Origin of the sequence: Mesorhizobium sp. RIZ17 (assembly GCF_051127865.1) — a bacterium.
GTDB classification, from domain to species: Bacteria; Pseudomonadota; Alphaproteobacteria; order Rhizobiales; family Rhizobiaceae; genus Mesorhizobium; species Mesorhizobium humile.
Genome location: NZ_CP147861.1, coordinates 3,773,777 through 3,794,295, shown reverse-complemented (window position 1 = coordinate 3,794,295; position 20,519 = coordinate 3,773,777). Strand labels below are relative to the sequence as shown.

The 20,519-nt window shown below is 62.9% G+C and carries 17 protein-coding genes and 3 pseudogenes; 9 read left to right on the top strand and 11 right to left on the bottom strand.

All coding sequences use genetic code 11. The annotated features are described in order from the left end of the window. Nucleotides 1-12 precede the first annotated feature (12 nt). The 4 genes and pseudogenes from WDX12_RS18170 to WDX12_RS18155 form a co-directional block, all read right to left on the bottom strand. Nucleotides 13-1,047 (bottom strand): ABC transporter ATP-binding protein, encoded by a 1,035-nt coding sequence (locus WDX12_RS18170; protein WP_434725669.1) that lies wholly within the window; start codon nucleotides 1,045-1,047, stop codon nucleotides 13-15. Nucleotides 1,048-1,123: 76 nt separating this feature from the next. Next, nucleotides 1,124-2,182 (bottom strand): annotated as a pseudogene (locus WDX12_RS18165) (ABC transporter substrate-binding protein). 195 nt (nucleotides 2,183-2,377) lie between these two features. Further along, nucleotides 2,378-2,857: a hypothetical protein gene (locus WDX12_RS18160; protein ID WP_434721472.1), complete on the bottom strand. Its 480-nt coding sequence runs from the start codon at nucleotides 2,855-2,857 to the stop codon at nucleotides 2,378-2,380. Next, nucleotides 2,827-4,359, bottom strand: coding sequence for an FAD-dependent oxidoreductase (locus WDX12_RS18155; protein WP_434721471.1), 1,533 nt, complete (start codon nucleotides 4,357-4,359; stop codon nucleotides 2,827-2,829). The genes WDX12_RS18160 and WDX12_RS18155 overlap by 31 nt, the downstream gene beginning before the upstream one ends. A 103-nt stretch (nucleotides 4,360-4,462) precedes the next feature. Here WDX12_RS18155 and WDX12_RS18150 point away from each other — a divergent pair, with 103 nt between their 5' ends. Then, entirely contained in the window at nucleotides 4,463-5,236 is a 774-nt protein-coding gene (locus WDX12_RS18150; protein ID WP_434721470.1) for a helix-turn-helix domain-containing protein, read from the top strand. Between the two features lie 174 nt (nucleotides 5,237-5,410). Here the strand turns inward: WDX12_RS18150 and WDX12_RS18145 are convergent, their stop codons facing one another. Next, nucleotides 5,411-6,484 (bottom strand): helix-turn-helix domain-containing protein, encoded by a 1,074-nt coding sequence (locus WDX12_RS18145; RefSeq protein ID WP_434721469.1) that lies wholly within the window; start codon nucleotides 6,482-6,484, stop codon nucleotides 5,411-5,413. 191 nt (nucleotides 6,485-6,675) lie between these two features. On the opposite strand from WDX12_RS18145, the gene WDX12_RS18140 reads away from it, so the two are divergent. The 6 genes and pseudogenes from WDX12_RS18140 to WDX12_RS18115 form a co-directional block, all read left to right on the top strand. Next, on the top strand, nucleotides 6,676-9,042 hold the full coding sequence (locus WDX12_RS18140) for a beta-glucosidase (protein ID WP_434721468.1): 2,367 nt from the start codon (nucleotides 6,676-6,678) through the stop codon (nucleotides 9,040-9,042). 81 nt (nucleotides 9,043-9,123) lie between these two features. Then, nucleotides 9,124-10,359 carry an ABC transporter substrate-binding protein gene (locus tag WDX12_RS18135; protein ID WP_434721467.1) on the top strand — a complete coding sequence of 412 codons (1,236 nt, stop codon included), beginning with the start codon at nucleotides 9,124-9,126 and terminating at the stop codon, nucleotides 10,357-10,359. A 121-nt stretch (nucleotides 10,360-10,480) separates the two neighbouring features. Further along, nucleotides 10,481-11,356, top strand: coding sequence for a carbohydrate ABC transporter permease (locus tag WDX12_RS18130; RefSeq protein ID WP_434721466.1), 876 nt, complete (start codon nucleotides 10,481-10,483; stop codon nucleotides 11,354-11,356). An 8-nt stretch (nucleotides 11,357-11,364) separates the two neighbouring features. Then, nucleotides 11,365-12,237, top strand: coding sequence for a carbohydrate ABC transporter permease (locus tag WDX12_RS18125; RefSeq protein ID WP_430699306.1), 873 nt, complete (start codon nucleotides 11,365-11,367; stop codon nucleotides 12,235-12,237). Between the two features lie 3 nt (nucleotides 12,238-12,240). Beyond that, nucleotides 12,241-13,308 carry an ABC transporter ATP-binding protein gene (locus WDX12_RS18120; RefSeq protein WP_434721465.1) on the top strand — a complete coding sequence of 356 codons (1,068 nt, stop codon included), beginning with the start codon at nucleotides 12,241-12,243 and terminating at the stop codon, nucleotides 13,306-13,308. 55 nt (nucleotides 13,309-13,363) lie between these two features. Then, nucleotides 13,364-13,492 (top strand): annotated as a pseudogene (locus WDX12_RS18115) (Tn3 family transposase); the annotation flags it as partial. Between the two features lie 143 nt (nucleotides 13,493-13,635). Here the strand turns inward: WDX12_RS18115 and WDX12_RS18110 are convergent. The 3 genes and pseudogenes from WDX12_RS18110 to WDX12_RS18100 form a co-directional block, all read right to left on the bottom strand. Next, nucleotides 13,636-13,899: pseudogene (locus WDX12_RS18110) on the bottom strand (tyrosine-type recombinase/integrase); the annotation flags it as partial. Between the two features lie 401 nt (nucleotides 13,900-14,300). After that, nucleotides 14,301-15,866 (bottom strand): glutamine-hydrolyzing GMP synthase, encoded by a 1,566-nt coding sequence (guaA, locus tag WDX12_RS18105; RefSeq protein WP_434721464.1) that lies wholly within the window; start codon nucleotides 15,864-15,866, stop codon nucleotides 14,301-14,303. A gap of 56 nt (nucleotides 15,867-15,922) precedes the next feature. Further along, a complete protein-coding gene (locus WDX12_RS18100; RefSeq protein WP_434721463.1) occupies nucleotides 15,923-16,405 on the bottom strand; it encodes a MarR family winged helix-turn-helix transcriptional regulator in 483 nt (160 codons plus the stop codon). An 85-nt stretch (nucleotides 16,406-16,490) separates the two neighbouring features. Here WDX12_RS18100 and WDX12_RS18095 point away from each other — a divergent pair, with 85 nt between their 5' ends. Then, the gene (locus WDX12_RS18095) at nucleotides 16,491-16,808 is read left to right on the top strand and encodes a hypothetical protein (RefSeq protein WP_320298524.1); all 318 of its coding nucleotides are present in this window, start codon (nucleotides 16,491-16,493) and stop codon (nucleotides 16,806-16,808) included. 11 nt (nucleotides 16,809-16,819) lie between these two features. Here WDX12_RS18095 and WDX12_RS18090 read toward each other — a convergent pair whose 3' ends face one another. From WDX12_RS18090 to WDX12_RS18080, 3 genes are all read right to left on the bottom strand, one after another. Beyond that, nucleotides 16,820-17,458 (bottom strand): 5'-methylthioadenosine/S-adenosylhomocysteine nucleosidase, encoded by a 639-nt coding sequence (locus WDX12_RS18090; RefSeq protein WP_434721462.1) that lies wholly within the window; start codon nucleotides 17,456-17,458, stop codon nucleotides 16,820-16,822. A 138-nt stretch (nucleotides 17,459-17,596) separates the two neighbouring features. Continuing rightward, nucleotides 17,597-18,058, bottom strand: coding sequence for a PaaI family thioesterase (locus tag WDX12_RS18085; protein ID WP_320298522.1), 462 nt, complete (start codon nucleotides 18,056-18,058; stop codon nucleotides 17,597-17,599). A gap of 95 nt (nucleotides 18,059-18,153) precedes the next feature. Then, complete coding sequence (locus tag WDX12_RS18080; protein WP_434721461.1) at nucleotides 18,154-19,443, bottom strand: RsmB/NOP family class I SAM-dependent RNA methyltransferase; 1,290 nt, start codon at nucleotides 19,441-19,443, stop codon at nucleotides 18,154-18,156. Nucleotides 19,444-19,777: 334 nt separating this feature from the next. On the opposite strand from WDX12_RS18080, the gene WDX12_RS18075 reads away from it, so the two are divergent. Next, a complete protein-coding gene (locus WDX12_RS18075) occupies nucleotides 19,778-20,455 on the top strand; it encodes an MIP family channel protein (protein ID WP_320298520.1) in 678 nt (225 codons plus the stop codon). Nucleotides 20,456-20,519: the final 64 nt, after the last annotated feature.

The following is a 20,519-nucleotide window of genomic DNA, read 5'->3' as shown; positions in this document are numbered from 1 at the left end:
AGGTTCCGATGCTCATTGATAGGCGATCATGTCTGCGGTCTGCCAGCCGATGTCGACGAGGTCGCCCGGCCTGTGCGCGACAGCTCCCGGATGATCGACGAACAACTCCAGCTTCGCGGCCTTGAAATGGTAGCGGTGAACGTCGCCAAGGAACTCGGTGAAATCGAGACGGGCCTTCAGGCCGTTCGGCATGTCGGCGCGGCCGAGATGCATCCGGCTCGGCCGAATGTAGAGGCGCCAGGCACCGTCGCCTGGAGGATTGGAAAGACGCAGGTCGATAGGCTCGCCGTCGCTGTCGGCGGCGCCGCCGGCGACTATCCGGGCCTTCAGGCAACAGCTCTCGCCAATGAAGGTGTAGACGAATTCGTTGGCCGGCTCGCCAAACACCTTTTCGGGACGGTCGATCTGCTCGATCCGGCCACCTCGCATCACCGCGATGCGGCTCGACATAGCCATCGCTTCCCCCTGATCGTGGGTAACGTAGATGGCACTAAAGCCGATCTCCTCGTGAAGGCGCTTGATCTCGGCGCGCAGCTGCAACCGCAGCGACAGGTCGAGCGCCGACAGCGGCTCGTCGAATAACAAGATCGCGGGGCGGACCACCATCGCCCTGGCCAATGCCACGCGTTGCTTCTGCCCGCCCGACAATTGCGCTGGATATCGCTGTTCGTAGCCGGAAAGCCGCACGACCTCGAGAGCCTGCTTCACACGCGGCGCGATGTCGGCCTTGGCGACGCCGCGCATGCGAAGGCCATAGGCCACATTCTCGGCCACGGTCTTGTGCGGGAAAAGCGCGCCGCTCTGGAAGATGGTCGTCGTGTCGCGCTGGTAGGCGGGCAGGTGATCGATGCGGATGCCGTTGATGCGGATCGCGCCGGCATCCGGCCGTTCGAAGCCGCCGATCAGCCGCAACGTCGAGGTCTTGCCCGAGCCCGACGGGCCGAGCAGCGTGACGAATTCGCCACGTCTCACATCGATGGAAACATTGTCGACTGCCACGACGCCACCGTAGGTGCGCCGCACACTGTCGAGTTCCAGTGCATTCATGTCAGCCAAAACCGTCAACTCCGCGTCGAAGCGCGCGAAGCACCGCCCGGCGGGGGCGCTTCGCGCGGGCTTGGGGTCAGCCCTGTGTCGTCTTGGCGATAGTTTCCTTCATGCGGGCGCTGTAGGCATCCCAATGCGGGCCGAACTTGTCCCAGCCATCGATGCCGAAAAGCTTGTAGGTGTCGCGCAACGCTTCCTCGCTGCGCGGATAGCTCGGCCAGTGCGGCGGGGGCTCGAGACCCTGCAGCGACATGAAGTCCGTCGAGGCATTGAGGAAGTTCTGCTGCGTCTCCTTTTCGAGCAGGTAGCTCAGGAAGAGATCGCTGAGCTCCGAATGCCTGGTGCCGCGCACCTTCATGAACCAGTTGCTGTAGGAGGCCGTGCCTTCCTTGGGGATGGCGGCCTCGAAATCGTCGCCATACTGCTTGATGAATCCGTAGGCGTCGGCGGAATACATCATCGCCACCGCCGCCTCTTCCTGGGTCATGAGATTGGTCAGCTCGGCACCGTCCTTGTACCATTTGGCGACCTTGAGCTTGTCCAGTTCCTTGAACAGGAGCTCGACGTCGTCGGGCGAGCCGAACACTTCGTCGATGCCGGGTTTGGCGGAGGAGAGCAGCGCCGGGATGCAGAGATCCCAGTAGAATGCGGACGCGTCGAGTGTCGATTTGCCCATCGCCTTCTCGTCCCAGAAGCCCTTCTAACTCTCGGGCTTCAGACCGCTCGACTTGGAGGTCAGCATCCACAGCGAGCCGGTGCCGAAGGGCACGCCATAGTCCTTCGCCGGGCCGCGATTCTCGTCGAACCAGGGATAGATATTGGCATTGCCGGGGATCTTCGACCGGTCGACCTTGGTGAACACGTTCTGCGCCATGCCGGTCGTGGTCGTGTACTCGTCGGCGATCGTCAGGTCGAAAGGCGGATTGTCGGCGGGCGCCGCGACGATCTGGGCGATCATCTGGTCCCAGCCGCCGACGGTTTCGACCTTCGTGCCGTACTTCTCGTTGAACGGCTTGACCACCGCCTCGCGGAAGCTGAGCTCATGGTTTCCCGACCAGGACACCACGATCAGCCCTTCGCCGGCAAAGGCCGTCGCGGCCGAGGCGACGTTTGCGCGGCCAAGGATCGCGGGCATTCCGATCGCGGCGCCGAGCGCTAGTTTCATCGCGCTGCGGCGGCTGATACCATTTCCTTCGAATGCCATGAATTCTCCTCCAGTTTGCTCAAGGACGGACTGTCGGCTTTCCGCGGGCATCTCCGTCCACCCATTCATTCCTTTGCCGTCCCCATCCGGCGCCTGAAAGCGACCGGCACGTCTGTCCGATGCCGACTACAGCGCGGCGCCGACCTTCAATCCTTCGTAAACGGCCTCCTCCGCGGTGCGCGGGGCCATGCTGTCCCCGATGATGTGCAGTTCCGGCACGTTGCCCGCCAGTATGTCGCTCAATTCGCTTACCGGCTCATGTCCCAGGCAAAGCACCAGGGTGTCGACATTCTCGAACATGATCGGCTGTTCGCTGGCGGTATGCTGCATGTAGACGGTGCCGCCGTCGCAGCCGAAGAGGCGGGCATACGGGGTTACGACCACGCCAAGCCTGTGCAGTTCGGCGGCAATGTTGTCGCGCACGTAGAGCGGCAGCAACTCGCCTGGATGGGTGCCGTTGACGGCAAGTTCGACGCTGCAGCCGTCATTGACCAGCATCTCGGCGATACCTGGTCCGATCCAGTCGCAACGCCAGTCTGCCACCACAGTGCGGCTCCCCGTCTTGACCTGCTTCCTCAGCACCTGCCAGGCATCGACGACCTGCACGCTTCCGTCATCGGGTATTTCCGGAAGATAAGGTCTGGCACCGGTCGCGATGACCACCGCGTCCGGCCTTTCGCTTCGACCAAGGATTGGTCGACGCGCGCGCCCTTGACCACGCGCACTTGCGTCAGTTCGAGTTCGCGCGAAAGATTGGTGACGATGCCCCCGAATTCGGCGCGGCGGGGCAGTAGCTGGGCCAGCAGCGCCTGTCCTCCCAGATGAGAGGACGCCTCATAGAGGGTGACCTGATGCCCCCGGGCGGCCGCGACGGCCGCGGCCTTCATTCCGGCCGGACCGCCACCGACGACCATCACCTTCTTCGGACGCGGGGCCGGTGTGAGCTTGCCAAATCTGAGCTCGCGCCCCGTCTCGGGATGTTGGATGCAGGAGATGGGAAATCCGCGGTGGAAATGGCCAATGCAGGCCTGGTTGCAGGCGATGCAGGCGCGGATGTCGTCCGTGCGGCCTTCTTCGGCTTTCGCGGGCATGTCGGGATCGCAGATCAGCGCCCGCGTCATGCCGCAGACATCCGCAGAACCCTCCGTCAGCACCGCCTCGGCTTTATGCGGCTGGTTTATGCGCCCGGCCACCATGATCGGTATGTCGAGTGCCTGCCTGAACCGTGCAGCGTCGCTTGCCAGATAGGCGTTGCGATAAGCCATGGGCGGCACGATATGCACCGCGCCGCCGGCGGAAGCGGAGGTGCCGGCAGTGACATTGACGTAGTCGAGCAATGGCTCGAGTCCAAGGCAGGTCTCCAGCGCCTCGTCCATGGTCAGGCCGTGCTCGTCACGTTCGCTGCCGCTGATGCGCAAGCCGATGACGAAATCCTCGGATGTCGCCGCGCGCATCGCGGCGAGCGCTTCGGTCGCGAAGCGCAGGCGGTTCTCCAGCGACCCGCCATAGTTATCTACACGGCGGTTGACGCGCGGATTGAAGAACTGCGCCGGCAGGTAGCCGTGGCTGGCGACGAACTCGACGCCGTCCAGCCCCGCCTTGTGCATCCGCCGCGCCGCCTCGGCGTAGCCGCGAACGATCTCGTCGATCAGGCGTTTGTCGAGCTCGCGCGGCATGACACGGAAGCGCTCGTTCGGCGACACGGATGGCGCGTAGGCCACCGTCAGCAGCCCATCGCCGCCTTCCATGATCTCCCGGCCTGGATGGAAGAGCTGGGAAAAGATCTTGCAGTCATGCGCATGGCAGACCTCGGCCAGCTTCCGGTAACCGGCGATGCATTCGTCTTGCGTCGCCATGAGCATGTGCGAGGTGTAGCGCGCCGTCTCGTGGACGCCCGCGACCTGGCTGACAATAAGCCCGGCTCCGCCCCGCGCCCGCGCCTCGTGGTAGGCGATCAGCGCATCGTTGACCAGGCCGTCGGTCGGCAATGTCGTATCGTGCCCGGTGGACATGATACGATTCTTGAGCCGCACGCCACGGATCCGCAAAGGTTGGAAAAGGCGCGGGAATGGCGTCGAGGGTTGTTTGATATGCGCGGCGCCGGCCATCGATTTCCTCCGTCGCTGGCAAACTACGCTCTCATATTTTGCCATAAGTAAAAAATCCAGATATTTTTTTACCAATGGCAAAATTCATTGCGAATTATCGCCGGTGGTGAAATGGTTCTCCCTGGGCCTGAAAAGACTGGCGACGTTGAAGGGTTCGTGCGGAAAGGCTGGAATTCCAAATGCCCACCTTGCGGACAGCGCTTTTGATCGACAAGAACGGAGATCTTTGGCCGAGTTGGGTGGCCCGTTTTCATCGGGCATTGTATCCGGAGTGAGCATGTCGTCTGAAGGCGGCCCTGAAACCGGGCTGGTATCTGTTGGCGGCGATCCGGTTCTTGGGGATCGCATTCGCGGCTTGCGCAAACGGCGCAAGATGACGCTTTCGCAGTTGTCGGAAAGCGCCAACCTTTCCATCGGCTATATCAGCCAGATCGAGCGTAACCTTGCCTACCCATCGATTCCGGCCCTGGTGAACATCGCCCGAAGCCTGGGCGTGACCGTGCAGTGGTTTTTCGCCGGCGCCTCGCCCGTACCGCAGGAAGAGCATGGCTATGTCGTCAGGAGCGGCAACCGCCTGAAGATACAGTATGAGGGCGGTATCATCGACGAGCTTGTCACGCCGAAGATGAGCCTGCAGGTGGAGATGATCTATACGCGCCTGCCGCCAGGAACCGAAAGCGCCGAAAGCTACACCCACGAGGGCGACGGCGTCGGCTTCGTCGTCTCGGGCGAACTCGACATCTGGGTCGGCGAGCGACATTTCCACCTCTACGAAGGAGACAGTTGCTCCTATTCGTCAGGCGAGCCGCACAGGTACAAGAATGCGGGTGGGCGAGAGGCCGTCGTGATCTGGGCAATCAGCCCGCCAAGTTTCTAGCCTCGGATTTGTGGAAACCGAGATCGCCTGGTGCTCGGGCAGCCGGCAATGCAAGGCATACTGCGGGTCGTCGCCCGAGATGATGTCCATCAGCAGCGCCGCATCGCGGGCCGCGCCATCTCAGGCGCACCTCCCGCGAAGCGATTTCCGAGCCCGGTTTACTTATTCGAGGCCCTATCCTTTCCCCGTGGACCCGAACAGCTTCGCCGTCGAGGCAGCGCTGTGCGGCGCACTGAGAACAATCTGTCGCTTGCCGCCAGGCGCGAGCCCGACCGCCAGTTCAGCCGCCTTGCCGACGCCGGCTGCATGCGCGACCAGAAGCCTTTGAACCTCAGCGGCATCCTCCGTCGTCAGCACACTTTGGGGTTTCGATGACCGATGGCCGCGGCGGAATTCAGCCGGGCTGCAGCCGAACCTGCCCCGGAACTTGTTGTAGAAGACGGCCGGATTGCCGAAGCCGCCGCGCTCCATGATGATCCCGATCGTGTCATTGGTGGTGCGCAGCGCTTCGGCGGCGCTGTCGAGCCGCAGGTTCTGCGAATAATCGCGATAGCCTATTCCAAGATGCCGCTTGAACAGGCGGGAAAGGTGGCTGAGCGACAGCCCCTCCTCTTCAGCGATCTCGCCGAGATTCTGCCCTTCGTCCTGATCACTCAACGTGTCCATGATCCGCAGGATCCGGTCGCGGCTGTCGGACCGCAACTGCGCGCCCGCCGCATCGGCCACTTCATGCGGGATCCAGCGGTAGACGTAGCAGGCAAGCAGGCTGGCGATGGTCTGGCGTACCATGATCTCTTCGGGATGGTTGCTCAGATCCAGCGCCAGCCGCGCCATCAGCGCCTTGATCGGCGCAACCCGATGCATGAAGGACTGGCTGTGCAGGAAGGTGCGGCAAAGATACTGCCGCGAAGCAAAGCCGGGCAGGCCCAGCCGCTCGAAATGGGCAGCGTCGAGATGTACGCCGCAGATCAACGTATCGCGCGAAACGGACGTCGAATTGTGCGGTACGTCGGCATTGATGATGATGGCGTCGTCCTGCTCCATCTCGCAGACCTGCCCATCCACCACGAGGCGAAACCGCCCGCGCAGCACGAAAAGAATCTCCATCTCCCGGTGCCAGTGATAGGGCACGTCGGCATAGCCGTGCACGAAGGCGCGGCAGTGCCCTTCGCCCGCAGGGCCGTGATCCTCGAAACCGCAACCGGCCTTCTCGCGCCCAGGCTCGGGCCTCAGGTAGGCGACATTCATCCGTGACCTCCGTGGATTTGCTTACTAGATATCAAAAACTGTCGTAATTCCAGCGCAAGTTTCGCGGCTAGATGACGAGCTGACGCTATGTCATCGTTTCTTCGTTCTCCGGCGGATGGTCGATCCGCGCAAGCGCGGAAGCCTGCGGCCATCGGCATGCCGATGGCCGCGACAATGAAGTGGACAGCCCGATGACGTGGAATGTTTCCGACAAGGAACTCGGCGCCCTCCTGGATCAGATGACCCTTGAGGAAAAGACGACGCTGGTGACGGGTCATGGCCTTTGGCGCACTTCCGCCAATTACAGGCTCAACGTTCCCGAGATCCTGATGACCGACGGAACCTACGGCGTACGTTATTCGATCGAACAGATCGATGGCCCGCAGGATAGCGACAGCCAGCTCGCGTCGTTCCTCAGCGTCGTCAACGCCGACCTTTCGCGTGGCGTGGAAGGCGCATTCGGGTCCACCCGTCCGGCAACCTGCTTCCCCAACGGATCGTCCTTCGCCTGCTCCTGGGACGTGGGTCTCGCCCACGAGCTCGGCGAGGCGCTCGCCGACGAATGCCAAGCCTTCGGCGTCAACATCCTGCTCGGTCCCGGCATCAATATTCGTCGTACTCCGCTCGCCGGGCGCAGCTATGAATATTATTCGGAAGACCCGATCCTGTCCGGCGAGATCGCGGCAGCGGTCATCAACGGCATGCAGAAGAACGGCGTCGGCGCTTCGCTCAAGCACTTCGCATGCAACAATTCCGAAGTGCAGCGGACCACGATGAGCTCAGTCGTCGAGGAGCGCGCCCTGCGCGAAATCTATCTGGCCGGGTTCGAGAGGGCGATCCGCAAGAGCAACCCCTGGACCGTCATGAGTTCCTACAACCGCCTGAACGATGTGCAGGCGGCCGAGAACCGCTGGCTCTTGACGGACGTGCTACGCGACGAATGGGGTTATGACGGCGTCGTCGTGTCCGACTGGCACGGCATCAAGGATCGCGCGGCCTCGATGAACGCCGGCAACGATCTCGATATGCCGGAAAGCGCGGCGCGCCGGCAGGAGTTGCTCGAGGCCGTGAAGGACGGCCGCGTTTCGGCGAAGGCGCTGGACCGGTCGTGCCTGCGCATCCTCAAGCTCATCCGGACGGCGCGCAACGGCCTTCGCACGAACATTACCGCCGACTTCAGGAAGCATCACGCCCTGTCGCAGCGCATGGCGGTCGAATCGATCGTGCTGCTGAGGAACCAGGCAGGCCTCCTGCCGCTCGACGGAACGAAGCTGCAAAGGATTGCCGTGGTGGGTGCCGCAGCGCGCGAGCCGGTTATCCAGGGGTCGGGCTGCGCCACGACGCGCCCGACCGAGGTCGATATTCCACTCGACGAGATTCGTCGCCTGGCGCCGGGCGCCACCGTTACCTTCAACGTGGTTTCCGACTTTGCGCCCGACAGCGCCGGCGAACAGGCGGCGCTTACCAACATCGACGCCGCCGACGTGGCGCTGTTCTTCGGCAATACCGAGGTAGGTTACGACGGCGAAGGCTCCGACCGTACGGACCTCAACCTGCATGACGGCCAGGACGAACTGATCGACCGGCTTTCCAGGCGTAACGGCAGGTTCGCCGTAATCCTCGCCACGCCAGACGCCGTCGCCATGCCCTGGGTAAACCAGACCGCGGCTGTCCTGGCGATGTTCTTCGGCGGACAGGGCGCGGGCCGCGCCGTGGCGGAAGTGCTGTTTGGGGTCCATAATCCGTGCGGAAAACTCACCGTCACTTTCCCGGTGAAACTCGAGGACACACCTGGCTTCCTCACCTATCCAGGAGAGAACAACAGGCACATCTACAGCGAAGGCATCCACGTCGGATACCGTTCCTACGACAAGCGCAAACTCGCTCCGCAGTTCCCGTTCGGGTTCGGCCTGAGCTACACAACGTTCGACTATTCCAACATCGAAATCGATTTGGACAGCATCGACGAAGCGGACACCTTCACCGTGTCCTTCGATGTCACCAACACAGGCAAGCGCGCCGGCAAAGAGATCGCACAGATCTATTCCCGGCCGCACAACCCGCGCCTCATTCGTCCGCTCCGCGAACTCAAGGGCTTCGCCAAATTCGAGTTGCAGCCGGGAGAAACCAAGCGCGTCGAGGTTACGATCGAGGCGCGCGATCTGCGCTACTATGACTGCGACCATCGCAGATGGCTGCTCGACGCCGGCAAGCTGACGATCGAAGTGGCGGCATCCTCGCGCGACATCCGGCTGGAAAGGACGATCGACGTCGAAGCGCCGGCGCTGCCGTCGAGCATCCTCACCGTCGAAAGCCAGCCTGCCACCGTGCTGGAGCAGGAATTCGCGCGCAAGCGCTTCGGCGCCTTTCTCAAGGAACAACTCGATCTCGACGACGAGGAAACCGTCAAGCTGCTGGAATATTGCGGCGGTTCCTTCCTGGGAATCTACAACACCGTCGCCTGGGTAGCCGGAGACAAGATCTCCAAGGACGCCATGGCCGCGTTCCTGGACAGCCTCAACAGGGAAATGGGCAGAGCCATCGGCAAGGCGGCCTGACGGGTTCGGCAACCGCCTTGCCGCCCGGCCAGCGAAAGATCGCTCAAAATCAACAAGAATGACTTCAGAAAGGGAACCAGGATGAACCTGAAACGCCACTCCTCCACGATAGCCCTTGTCGGGCTGCTTGCCGCATCCACGCCTGCCTTCGCCCAGACCGTCGACGTGCAGCAGTACTGGACGAGCGCCAGCGAATCGAAGGCCATGAATACGATCGCCGATGCCTACAAGGCCCGCGGCGGCAAATGGATAGACAGCCCTTCGGCCGATTTCGACTCTACCATCGCGGCGGCGACCAGCCGCATCGCCGGCGGCGAACCGCCCTCGGCGGTGCTGATGACGCCAAGCGCGGCTATGCGGGACCTCGCCTCCTCCGGGCAGCTTCGCAACTTCGATGATCTCGCCGCGGCGAATGGCTGGCAGAAGGCAATGCCACCCGTCGTCTGGGACAAGCTGAACGTCGACGGCCATCTCGTCGGCCTGCCGGTGGGCATTCATGCCGACAACTGGGTCTGGTACTCCAAAGCGGCCTTCGAGGCGGCGAAAATCGAGGAGCCGAAGACGCTCGACGAAATGTTCGCCGCCGCCGACAAGCTGAAGGCGGCTGGATACACCGCATTCGCCGTCGGCGGCGAGCCCTGGCAGGAGGTGACCATCCTCACCTCCATGGTCATCGCGCTCGGAGGTCCCGATTACTGGAACGAGCTTTTCATCAAGCGCGATCCCGAGGCGTTGAAGTCGCCGATCCTGCCCAAGGCTTTCGAATTGTTCCGCAAGGTTTCGACCTACGCCGATCCGGCCAGCCCCGGCCGCTCCTGGAACGAGACCACGAACATGGTGGTGACGGGCAAGGCGGGAATGCAGTTCATGGGAGACTGGGCGCGCGGCGAATTCCTTGCCGCAGGCCAGGTCGCCGGCAAGAATTTCGGCTGTTTCCTGATGCCGACCGACAAGCCCGCCTACGCCATCGTCGTCGACATCTTCGCATTCCCCCTCAACAAGGACGAGGATCGTATCAAGGGCCAGACCATGCTTGCCGAAACCGTCATGGACCCGGCGGTAGAGGCAAAGATCGCAGCCGTGAAAGGCTCCGTCCCGTCGCGCCTGGACGTCGACACCAGCACGCTGGACCTGTGCGCGGTCAGGGGCGTCAAATCGCTCGGCACACCCGGCGTGACGGTCTCTTCCACCTACGACGCTCTTCCGGGCGACCTCAACGGCCGGATGACGGATCTTGCGACGCAGTTTTGGACCGATCCCTCGATGACGGTAGATACTGGTGTCAAGAGCTTGGGGGACATCCTCCAGAGCAAGTGAGCCTGGGGACAGGAACGGGTAAAAACGCTGTTCCGGCGGCACCTGTCTGGAGGAAGATACCGACAGGTGTCGCCGGCCCCAGTGAGGGACGCGGACGCGGCTTGCCCGCGGGAGGATTGGAATGTCGACCTGGCTCAAGCGGCAGGGTTTCAAGCCGGACATCACGGTGGCGGTCTTCTTCGCGATCGTGGCGGTCTTCTTCTATGGCTCGATCCTGTGGACCTTCTACATGTCCCTGACACGCTCGACCCTGATCCCCAAATACGAGATCGTCGGTATCGATCAGTATTTCGACCTGTTCACCAACCAGCGCTGGCTCGTCTCCTGCCTGAACATGGTGATTTTCGGCGTGTTCTACATGCTTGGCACGCTAGCGTTCGGAACCCTGCTGGCGGTACTTGCCGACCGCGGCATCAAAGCCGAGTCGTTGTTCCGCACGACCTTCCTCTATCCTCTTGCGGTATCGCTGATCATCACCGGCCTTTCCTGGCGCTGGATCCTCGATCCGACGACCGGTCTGCAGGCACTGATGCGCGACGCCGGCTGGGACAGCTTCACCTTCGACTGGCTGACGCGCCCCGACCGCGCCATCTACACGCTGGTCATCGCCAGCATCTGGCACTCCGCCGGCCTGGTGATGGTGATCGTGCTGGCCGGACTACGCGGCATCGACAACGATCTTTGGAAAGCAATCAGGATGGAGGGCATTCCGCCGTGGCGTGCATATTGCCAGGTGATCTTTCCCGGCATGCGGCCTGTCATCGCCTCCTGCGTGGTGTTGCTCATGTCCGAAGTGATCCGGGGCTACGACTTGATCATCGCCATGACCAAGGGCGGTCCCGGCATCGCCACCGAGATGCCGGCGAAGTTCGCGGTGGATTTCTATTTTGCCCGCGTCAACCTCGGGCTGGCTTCGGCGGCGTCGATCATGATGCTGGTGTTGTCGCTCATCATGCTCACCCCCTATTTCTATAGCGAATTCCGGAGGCAGACATGACAGTCGCCATCGCCCGCCGGCGACCGGTATTCGGGCCGCGCGCCGCCCGCATCGGCCTCTATGCCTTCCTCGCCGTGTCCGCCATCTTCTTCCTCCTGCCGCTTCTGCTGGTCATCATGAACTCGCTGAAGCCGATGGAGGAGATTCGCCAGGGCAACCTGCTAGCGCTGCCGGTCAATCCGAATTTCGATGCATGGGTGAGCGCCTGGCAAAGCGCGTGCACAGGCCTCGAATGTGCCGGCGTCCGACCCGGCTTGTGGAACTCCATCAAGATCACCATACCGAGCGTGGTCATTTCCACCCTGGCAGGAGCCCTCAACGGCTATGCGCTGGCGCAGTGGAAATCGCGCCATGCCAATATGATCATGCTGCTGGTCACGGTCGGCCTGTTTATCCCCTACCAGGCGATGCTCTATCCGACCGTGAAGATCCTCAGCAATGTCGGGCTCTTCCGCACCTATCCGGGCATCGTCTTCGTGCATGTCATCTATGGTCTGCCGTATACGACGCTGCTCTTCCGCAATTTCTATGTCGGCATACCCGACGAGATCAGCCGCGCGGCGCGGATGGAAGGAGCGCGCTTCCTCAGAACCTTCTGGTCGATCATCCTGCCGATCTCGACCAACATCCTGGTGGTGGTCGCCATCCTGCAATTCACAGGCATCTGGAACGACTACCTGCTCGGCCTGATCTTCGCCGGCAACGACAATTTGCCGATGACGGTGCAACTGACCAACATCGTCGGCAATTCACGCGGCGCCGCAAATCCCAACGTCAACATGGCTGCGGCGCTGATAACCGCGATCCCGACGCTCGTCGTCTATTTCCTGTCGGGCCGGTACTTCGTGCGCGGCATCGCCGCCGGCGCCGTGAAGGGTTGAAACATGTCCAGCATTTCTCTGCGCCAAATCAAGAAATCCTTTGGCGGCCTCACCATCCTCCGTTCCATCGACATGGAGATCGAGAAGGGAGAGTTCGTCGTCATCCTGGGCCCGTCGGGTTGCGGTAAATCTACCCTTCTCAACGTGATTGCCGGCCTCGATGAGTGCGAAGGCCAGATCGTCATCGAGGGGAAGGACGTCAGCGGGCTGGAGCCGAGCGAACGGGGCCTGGCGATGGTGTTCCAGTCCTACGCGCTGTTTCCGGCCATGACGGCGCGCCGCAACCTTTCCTTCGGCATGGAGATTGCCGGAACGCCAAAGGCAACGGTGGCCGAGAAGGTCGCCTGGGTGGCCAAGCTCCTGCAGATCGAGGCCCTGCTCGACCGCAAGCCGGCCCAGCTTTCCGGCGGCCAGCGCCAGCGCGTGGCCATCGGCCGCGCTCTGGTGCGCTCCTCGAGCATCTGTCTGTTCGACGAGCCGCTGTCGAACCTCGATGCCAAGCTGCGTGCCGAGACCCGCGTCGAACTCAAGCAACTGCATGAAACCCTGGGGTCGACGATGATCTACGTCACGCATGACCAGATCGAAGCCATGACCATGGCCGACCGCGTCGCCGTCATGCACAAGGGCAAGGTCGAGCAATTTGCCCATCCGCAATCGATCTATGAGAAGCCGGCCAGTCTTTTCGTGGCCGGTTTCGTGGGGTCGCCCGCGATGAACTTCATCGAAGGCAGGCTCGACGGATCGGGGCGCTTCGTGACCGGCGATATCTCCGTCGACACCGGCGATTACGCGTTCGAGGAGCCGTGGGCTTCAGGCGACGCCGTGCTCGGCGTCCGGTCCGAGGACATATCGGTCGTGGATTGCGGCGCGCCGCGGAGCATCCCGGCAACACTGGCCTTCACGGAACTGCTGGGTGCGGATGCGCTAGGCTGGTTCGATTGTCTCGGCAAGCGCTTCAGCGTCCGGCTCGGCATCGAGGCGGCGCGATCGATGCGGAAGGAAGTCGGCCTGCGTTTCAATATGGCGACGGCGTCGATCTTCTCGAAAGCAACGGAACGCCGGCTCTGAGGCCGCGCTTATAGTCGCCTCTGCTTTACTGGGTGCGCGAGCCATCGGCCGACGCGACGGTCCGAAACGGATGGCCAGCGCGTCCGGAGGCATCGGCGCTCACCAGGTCAGCTGGATGCGCACCTTCCACGCCCGGTCAGAGACCTACCGCGCAGCGCAGGCCTGTGTGACGGACGCACACAGTGAGCGCGACTAAGTCCTATAGAGTACCAAGGGACGGTGAAACGCGACGGCCTTGTCGATAGCCCGCGCTGCCAAGCGCCTAATCTGTTGTCGTGGCCCCTGCCAGCAGTTTCGATTCGATGATCGAGGACAGGACCTCCCCCATCAAATTGAAGGATCTGGTTCAAAGATCGCAATTGTCGGAGGAACAAGCGCCACCGGCCGCTTCCTCCCTTCAACCCACGCTTCGACTAGGTCGGACCATTCCTGCATCATGTGGCGGCGCTGGATTTCGTATTCGGCCTTGTTGTAGACGCCGCGGGACGACCGGCCATCCTCGTGGGCCAGGCATTTCTCGATCCAGTCGCTGTTGAACCCAAATTCGTTGAGAAGCGTGGAGCCTGTGCGACGAAGATCGTGCACGGTGAAACGAGATCGCGCCGCTCGGCATCACCCGGACATACATGCCGTCGCGGTCCGCGACCTTGTACATTTTCTGTTTTGGTTTCAATGCCTTGAGGGCGGCGTCCGTCAGCATCCCGACTGCCTTTCAAAAAGTACGGTCACATGGTTTTTGAGAGCTACCGGTGTGAATTTGTCTTTCTTTTCAGCGTGTTAAACTGAAAAAAGTACCGTCATCAGCCCTATGGATCGTGACGGTACTGTCGAAAACTCAGGTTGGCAATACGAGCAAGGGCCGGCAAGCGGGTCGGCAAAGCCAAACCATGCACACCGATCGTAGCCGAACGTCGCTGGCAAAAACTATTTTTGATTTCAGTGGCTTAAGTCGAACCTTGGCGTGATTTCGGCGGTGTTCGGATGGCCCTGAATCATTCCCACTCGATCGTGCCGGGCGGCTTCGAGGTCACGTCGTAGACGACGCGGTTGATGCCCTTGACCTCGTTGATGATGCGGGTGGCGGCCGCGCCCAGGAAGTTCATGTCGTAGTGGTAGAAGTCGGCCGTCATGCCGTCGACGGAGGTCACGGCGCGTAGCGCGCAGACGAATTCGTAGGTGCGGCCGTCGCCCATGACGCCCACCGTCTGCACCGGCAAAAGCACCGCGAAGGCCTGCCAGATGGCGTCGTACAGGCCGGCCTTGCGGATCTCGTCGAGATAGATGGCGTCGGCCTCGCGCAGGATCTCCAGCTTCTCGCGCGTGATGCCGCCCGGGCAGCGGATGGCAAGGCCGGGGCCCGGGAAGGGATGCCGGCCAATGAAGCTCTCGGGCAGGCCGAGCTCCTTGCCGAGCGCCCTCACCTCGTCCTTGAACAATTCGCGCAGCGGCTCGACCAGCTTCATGTTCATGCGCTCGGGCAGGCCGCCGACATTGTGGTGCGACTTGATCGTCACCGACGGGCCGCCGGAGAAGGAGACGCTCTCGATCACGTCGGGATAGAGCGTGCCTTGCGCCAGGAAATCGGCGCCGCCGAGCTTCTTCGCCTCGTCCTCGAACACTTCGATGAACAGGCGGCCGATCGTCTTGCGCTTTTTTTCGGGATCGGCCTCGCCTTCCAGCGCCGAGATGAAGCGGTCGGACGCATCGACCAGGATCAGCGGCAGATTGTAATGCTGGCGGAACATCTCCACCACGCCTGCCGCCTCGTCCTTGCGCATCAGGCCGTGGTCGACGAGGATGCAGGTCAACTGGTCGCCGACCGCTTCATGGATCAGCAGTGCGGCAACCGAGGAGTCGACGCCGCCCGAGAGCGCGCAGATGACCTTGCCCTTGCCGACCTGCTTGCGGATCGTCTCCACCGCATGCTCGCGATAGGCGCGCATTGTCCAGTCGCCCTCGATGCCGGCGATGTTGTGGACGAAGTTCCTGAGCAGCCTGGCGCCATCCGGCGTGTGCACCACCTCAGGGTGGAACATGATGCCGTACATCTTGCGCTCGATATCGCCGAAGATGGCGAAGGGCGAGCTTTCCGACTTGCCGAGCACCTTGAAGCCCGCTGGCAATTCGATGACGCGGTCGCCATGGCTCATCCACACCTGGTGGCGCTGGCCGGGCGCCCACAGTCCTTCGAACAGCGGGCTCTCCTTCTCGATCTCGACGAAGGCGCGGCCGAACTCGCGATGGTTGGAGCTTTCGGCGACGCCGCCCATCTGCACGCAAAGCGCCATCTGGCCGTAGCAGATGCCGAGCACCGGCACGCCGGCGTCGAACACGATCTGCGGCGCGCGGGGGCTGCCAATGTCGGTGGTCGAGGCCGGACCGCCCGACAGGATCACCGCTTTCGGATTGATGCGCTTGAAGGCGGCTTCGGCCGATTGGAACGGCACGATCTCGGAAAAGACGCCGGCCTCGCGAATGCGGCGGGCGATGAGCTGCGTGAACTGGCTGCCGAAATCGACAATCAGGACGGTGTCGGGATGATTGGCTGTCGTCGTCATGGCGAGCCTTTAGAGAAAGAAACGAGTCGACGCAATGGGTCGCGCGGTCGCGCCGCTCACTTCGATCCTGGTGCGTCTCCCGATGCGTCGCCCGGCCCGGCGTCAAGTGAGCGCAAGGCGTCCATCAGCGCCGCGAACCGCCGCTCGCCGATGCGATCGATATAGCCGCGCTCGATCTCAAGCTTGATGCGGTCGCCGTCGCGCAAGGCATCCAGACCCTTGCGCGTATAGCGCACAAGCTTGCCGCGCCCGTCCCGTGGATCGGGCAATCGCTCCAGCACGCCTTCCGCCTCCAGGCCGTCGAGCAATTGCTGAACCGCCTGCTTTGAGATGGCCGCGCGCTCGATCAATGCCGACTGGCGCGTGCCGTTGCGGGGAATGTGGCCGAGCAGCCCGGCGCGCGCCTCGCTGAACCAGGCGTGGCCGGCGGCTCGCATGGCGGCAGCGAATTCCGTCTGCCATGCACGGCTCGCCTGCCATAGCCGCCAGCCGACATGATCGGGCAGCGCATCGGATTTTTCGTCAAGCTCCTTGACCATTCAGTCCAAGCTCCATATAGTCAAGATACTTGACGATATTCATGCCGTCGAGACCATTCCAAACGCAAACCCACGGACAGGGACAATGACGATACTGAACAGGGATACGCTGGCCATTATCATGGTCGGAACCACGCATGTCATCGACATGGGCGGCAAGAACGCCTTCGTCCACTATGAAACTGCCGATCGGGCGCACATGCTTCTGCCGGACGGCACGCGCTTCCACGGGGCCTGGACGCTGCTGGACGACGGCTACAAGGTCGAATGGAAGGACGGCCCGACCGGCGCATGGAAGCTCGACCATACACCAGGGGCGATCGACTATATCGACGCAACCGGCGCCGCCCGCGGACGCATTTCACGCATCGATTTCGGCGACCCGCAGCGCCTGGCCGCTTGATCCAACGGCAGTCAGCCACCAAGCAGGCCGTCGCCGATCGCCTGTTCCAGCAAACCGATCGCGGCGGCGAGCTTCTCGTCGATGACGTGGAGATACTCCGTCCAGTCGTTGACATGCCTGAGATCGGCCGCGCCGTCCGAAATGCCGCGGAGCCCGATCAGCGGCACGCCGAACAGCTGGCAGGCGCGCAGGCAGGCAAAAGTCTCCATGTCGACCATGTCGGCATCGATGGCGTCATAAGCGGCACCGGAGACGATCGCGCCGCCTGTGGAGAGCGCGGCGGTCTTGATGCCTGGAATGACGAAGGGCAGCGGCACGGACACCGGCAGGTCGAGGAAAGGCGTCGCGCCCTTCTCGAAGCCGAGCGGCGAAGCGTCCATGTCGCGATAGCTCACCGACACGGCCTGATAGATCTCGGCCTGCTCCAGCCTGCGGCTGCCGGCCGAGCCCAGCGAAACGACCAGGTCCGGAAGCGCACCCTCGGCCTTCAACGCCGCGAGCTCGGCGCCCAGCCGTACACCGGCCTCGACCGGACCGACGCCGGTCATCAGCGGCGTGAACAGGCTTTTCAGATGCGGACCGTATTCAGCCTCGACCGCCATGACGAAGAGAACGGATTTTTGCCACAGGCGTGACACTTCGACAGTCATGAGCTTTACCCCTATTTGCTACGACGAAGAGAAAGGGCAACGTGCCCTCGCCGCTTGCCGGCCCTTCGCTATGGCTCCGGGCGTTCGTCGCTCGAAAAGCCCATTAGGGGGCTTTTCGTCCGCTGCGCGGACCGCTCCTCACCCCTCGATACCGTCGCGGCCGACCACCGTCATCATGGTGCCGGTCATTGTGGCGATCAGCTTGGCCTCGCCATCGGCGGCGAAGGCGTAGGCCTGTCCGTCGGCGACGATGATGGTACGGCCGGGTTTCGTCACGGAGCCGCGGAACAGGAACCGCTCGCCCCTGCCCGGCGCCAGAAGGTTCACCTTGAACTCGATGGTCAGCACGCTGGAATTCTGCGGCATCAGCGAAAACGCGGCATAGCCGCAGGCCGAATCCAGCGCGGTCGAAATGACGCCGGCATGCAGGAAGCCGTGCTGCTGGGTGAGCGAGGCGGAATACGGCATCTCGATCTCGATGATGCCGGGCGTCACCAGCGTCAGCTCGGCGCCGATGGTGGCCATTGCCTCCTGCCGGGCAAAGGAGGTCCTGACGCGTTCCTCGAAGTCGGGAGCGGGTACGATCTTGGCTGCTGCCATGGCGTTTCGCCTCATATTTGCTGGCGAACCTTATTGCAGAGCCGGGCGAGACAGGCAATCTTTTATGTTGCAGCGCAGCAAAGGACTGGCCGCCGTCAAGCAGCCCTGCGCAAGGCGTGGAAATAGAAACCGTCGGTGCCGCTCAACGCCGGCGACAGCGAGATACCGCCGGCGCCGGCAATGCGCGCGGCTCCTTCATGGCCGGGGAAGCGGCCGTCCCAGAGCTGGCGATGATCGACCGGTGCAAAGCCTTCATGGCGCTCGCGGAAGGCCGCGACCTGCTCGCCGTTTTCAGCGTCGAACACCGAACAGGTGATATAGACGAGCAAGCCGCCCGGCTTGACGAAGGCCTGGGCCGTGTCGAGGATCGCCTGCTGCTCTGCCTTGCGGGCATCGAGCTGCCTTTCCGTCAATCGCCATTTGGCGTCGGGCCGCCGCCGCCAGGTGCCGCTGCCGGTGCAGGGCGCGTCGATCAGCACGATGTCCATATGATTGGCGAGCGGCGCAAGCTCCGCGGGCTTGCTGACGACCTGGATGTTGCGGTTGTGCGAGCGGCGGATGCGCTCGAAGATCGGCGCCAGCCGCACCTTTTCCGCGTCATGAGCGAAGAGCTGGCCTTTGTTGTCCATCTCGGCCGACAGCGCCAGCGTCTTGCCGCCGGCGCCGGCGCAATAGTCGAGCACCTGCATGCCAGGCGCGGCGCCGGCAAGAACCGCGGCAAGCTGCGAACCCTCGTCCTGCACTTCGAACCAGCCTTTCTGGAAGGCCGGCTCGGCCTGCACGTTCGGATGCCTGCCGTCGCCGTCGATCGGCGGGATGCGGATGCCGTGCGGCGCGATCGCCGCAGGCGCGGCACCCGTGCCCTGCAGCTCGGCCAGCACCTTGGCGCGATCGGCCTGGAGCGTGTTGACCCTGAGATCCAACGGCGGGCGCTGCGCCAAGGCCGCGCCTTCCTCGACCCAGGCCTCGCCATAGGCCTGCTCGAGCAGCGGCGTGCACCAGTCCGGGATATCGGCACGCACCACATCGGGCGCGTCGGCCAGCCTGCGGCTGGCGGCTGCCTTCAGCTCGGTGGCGCTGAGCAGCGGCGGCGCGAATTTGTCGCCGTCGAGCGCGCCGTTGAGCGACTGCGCCGTCTGGCCCCATTCCAAAAGAAGCGCGCCGAAGCCGATGGCGCGCGGGGTGTCCTCGCCGAACAGCCAGCCGGCCGAGCGTTTGCGGCGCAGCGCGTCATAGACGATGTTGCCGATCGCCGCGCGATCGCCACCACCGGCGAAGCGATGCGACAGGCCCCAGTCGCGCAGGGCGTCGGCCACCGGCCGGTGACGCCGGCCGATGTCTTCCAGAACCTCTATCGCTGCTGCCAGCCTTCCGCCCAATCGCATTCCGTTTTCCGCTTACACCACAAAATCGGCTCCAGCCCGCTCTTAAAGCGTTTCAGGCCTGGATTGAAAGAGTTCTGTTCGCGCTGGCTGCGAAACCCGTTTCCAAAACCAGGCGATACCCCCGAACGGTTTTTCAGAGCAAGGCGCCACCACCGTAAAAAGCAAGAACAATTCGCCAGAATATGAAAGGTCTCTAATGTCTTTGACTGGCGGGTACAAGCAAGCTTTTTGGCTTAACCTCTCAGCTTTCCAAGTGTTGCCCCCAGGAATACTCTTCCGGCAGTGATTCGCGGCGCGGGAGACGCGGTTTGGCGGATCCTATGAGGAGAGGGCAATGAAGACTTATCTGGCAGAAGTTCTCGGCACGTTTTTGTTGGTGTTCATCGGCACGGCCTCCGTGGTCACGGGCGGTTTCGGCGGCGCGCTGCCGCTCGGACAGGAAGGCATCGGCCTGGCGTTCGGCATCGGCCTGATCGCCGCCGCCTATGCGATCGGCCCGATCTCGGGCGCGCATCTCAATCCGGCGGTGACGCTCGGCGTGTTCCTGGCGGGGCGGATGCCGGCCAAGGATGTCGTCCCCTACTGGATCGCGCAGGTCATCGGCGCAATCATCGCCTCGCTGGCGCTGTGGATCATCGTATCGGGCCAGGCCGGCGGCCACACCGGCGGCTTCGGCGCCAATGGCTGGGACGCGACGAAATGGGGCATGAGCTCGGCCTTCCTGTGGGAGCTGATCGGCACCTTCACCTTCGTCACGGTGATCCTCGGCGTCACCAACGCCAAGCACACTACCGCCTTTGCCGGCTTGGTTATCGGCCTGACGCTGGCCGGGATCCACTTCGCCATGATCCCGGTGACCGGCACCTCGGTCAATCCGGCGCGCTCGATTGGCCCGGCGCTGTTTTCGGGTGGCGCTGCGCTCGGCCAGCTCTGGCTGTTCATCGTCGCGCCGCTGATCGGCGGAGCGATTGCCGGCGTTGTCGCCAAGGCCGGTATCTTCGAAAAAGACTGATCCGTCTTGAAGGAATGAACGAAAAAGGCGCGGGCTTGGCCCGCGCCTTTTTACTTTTGGGAGG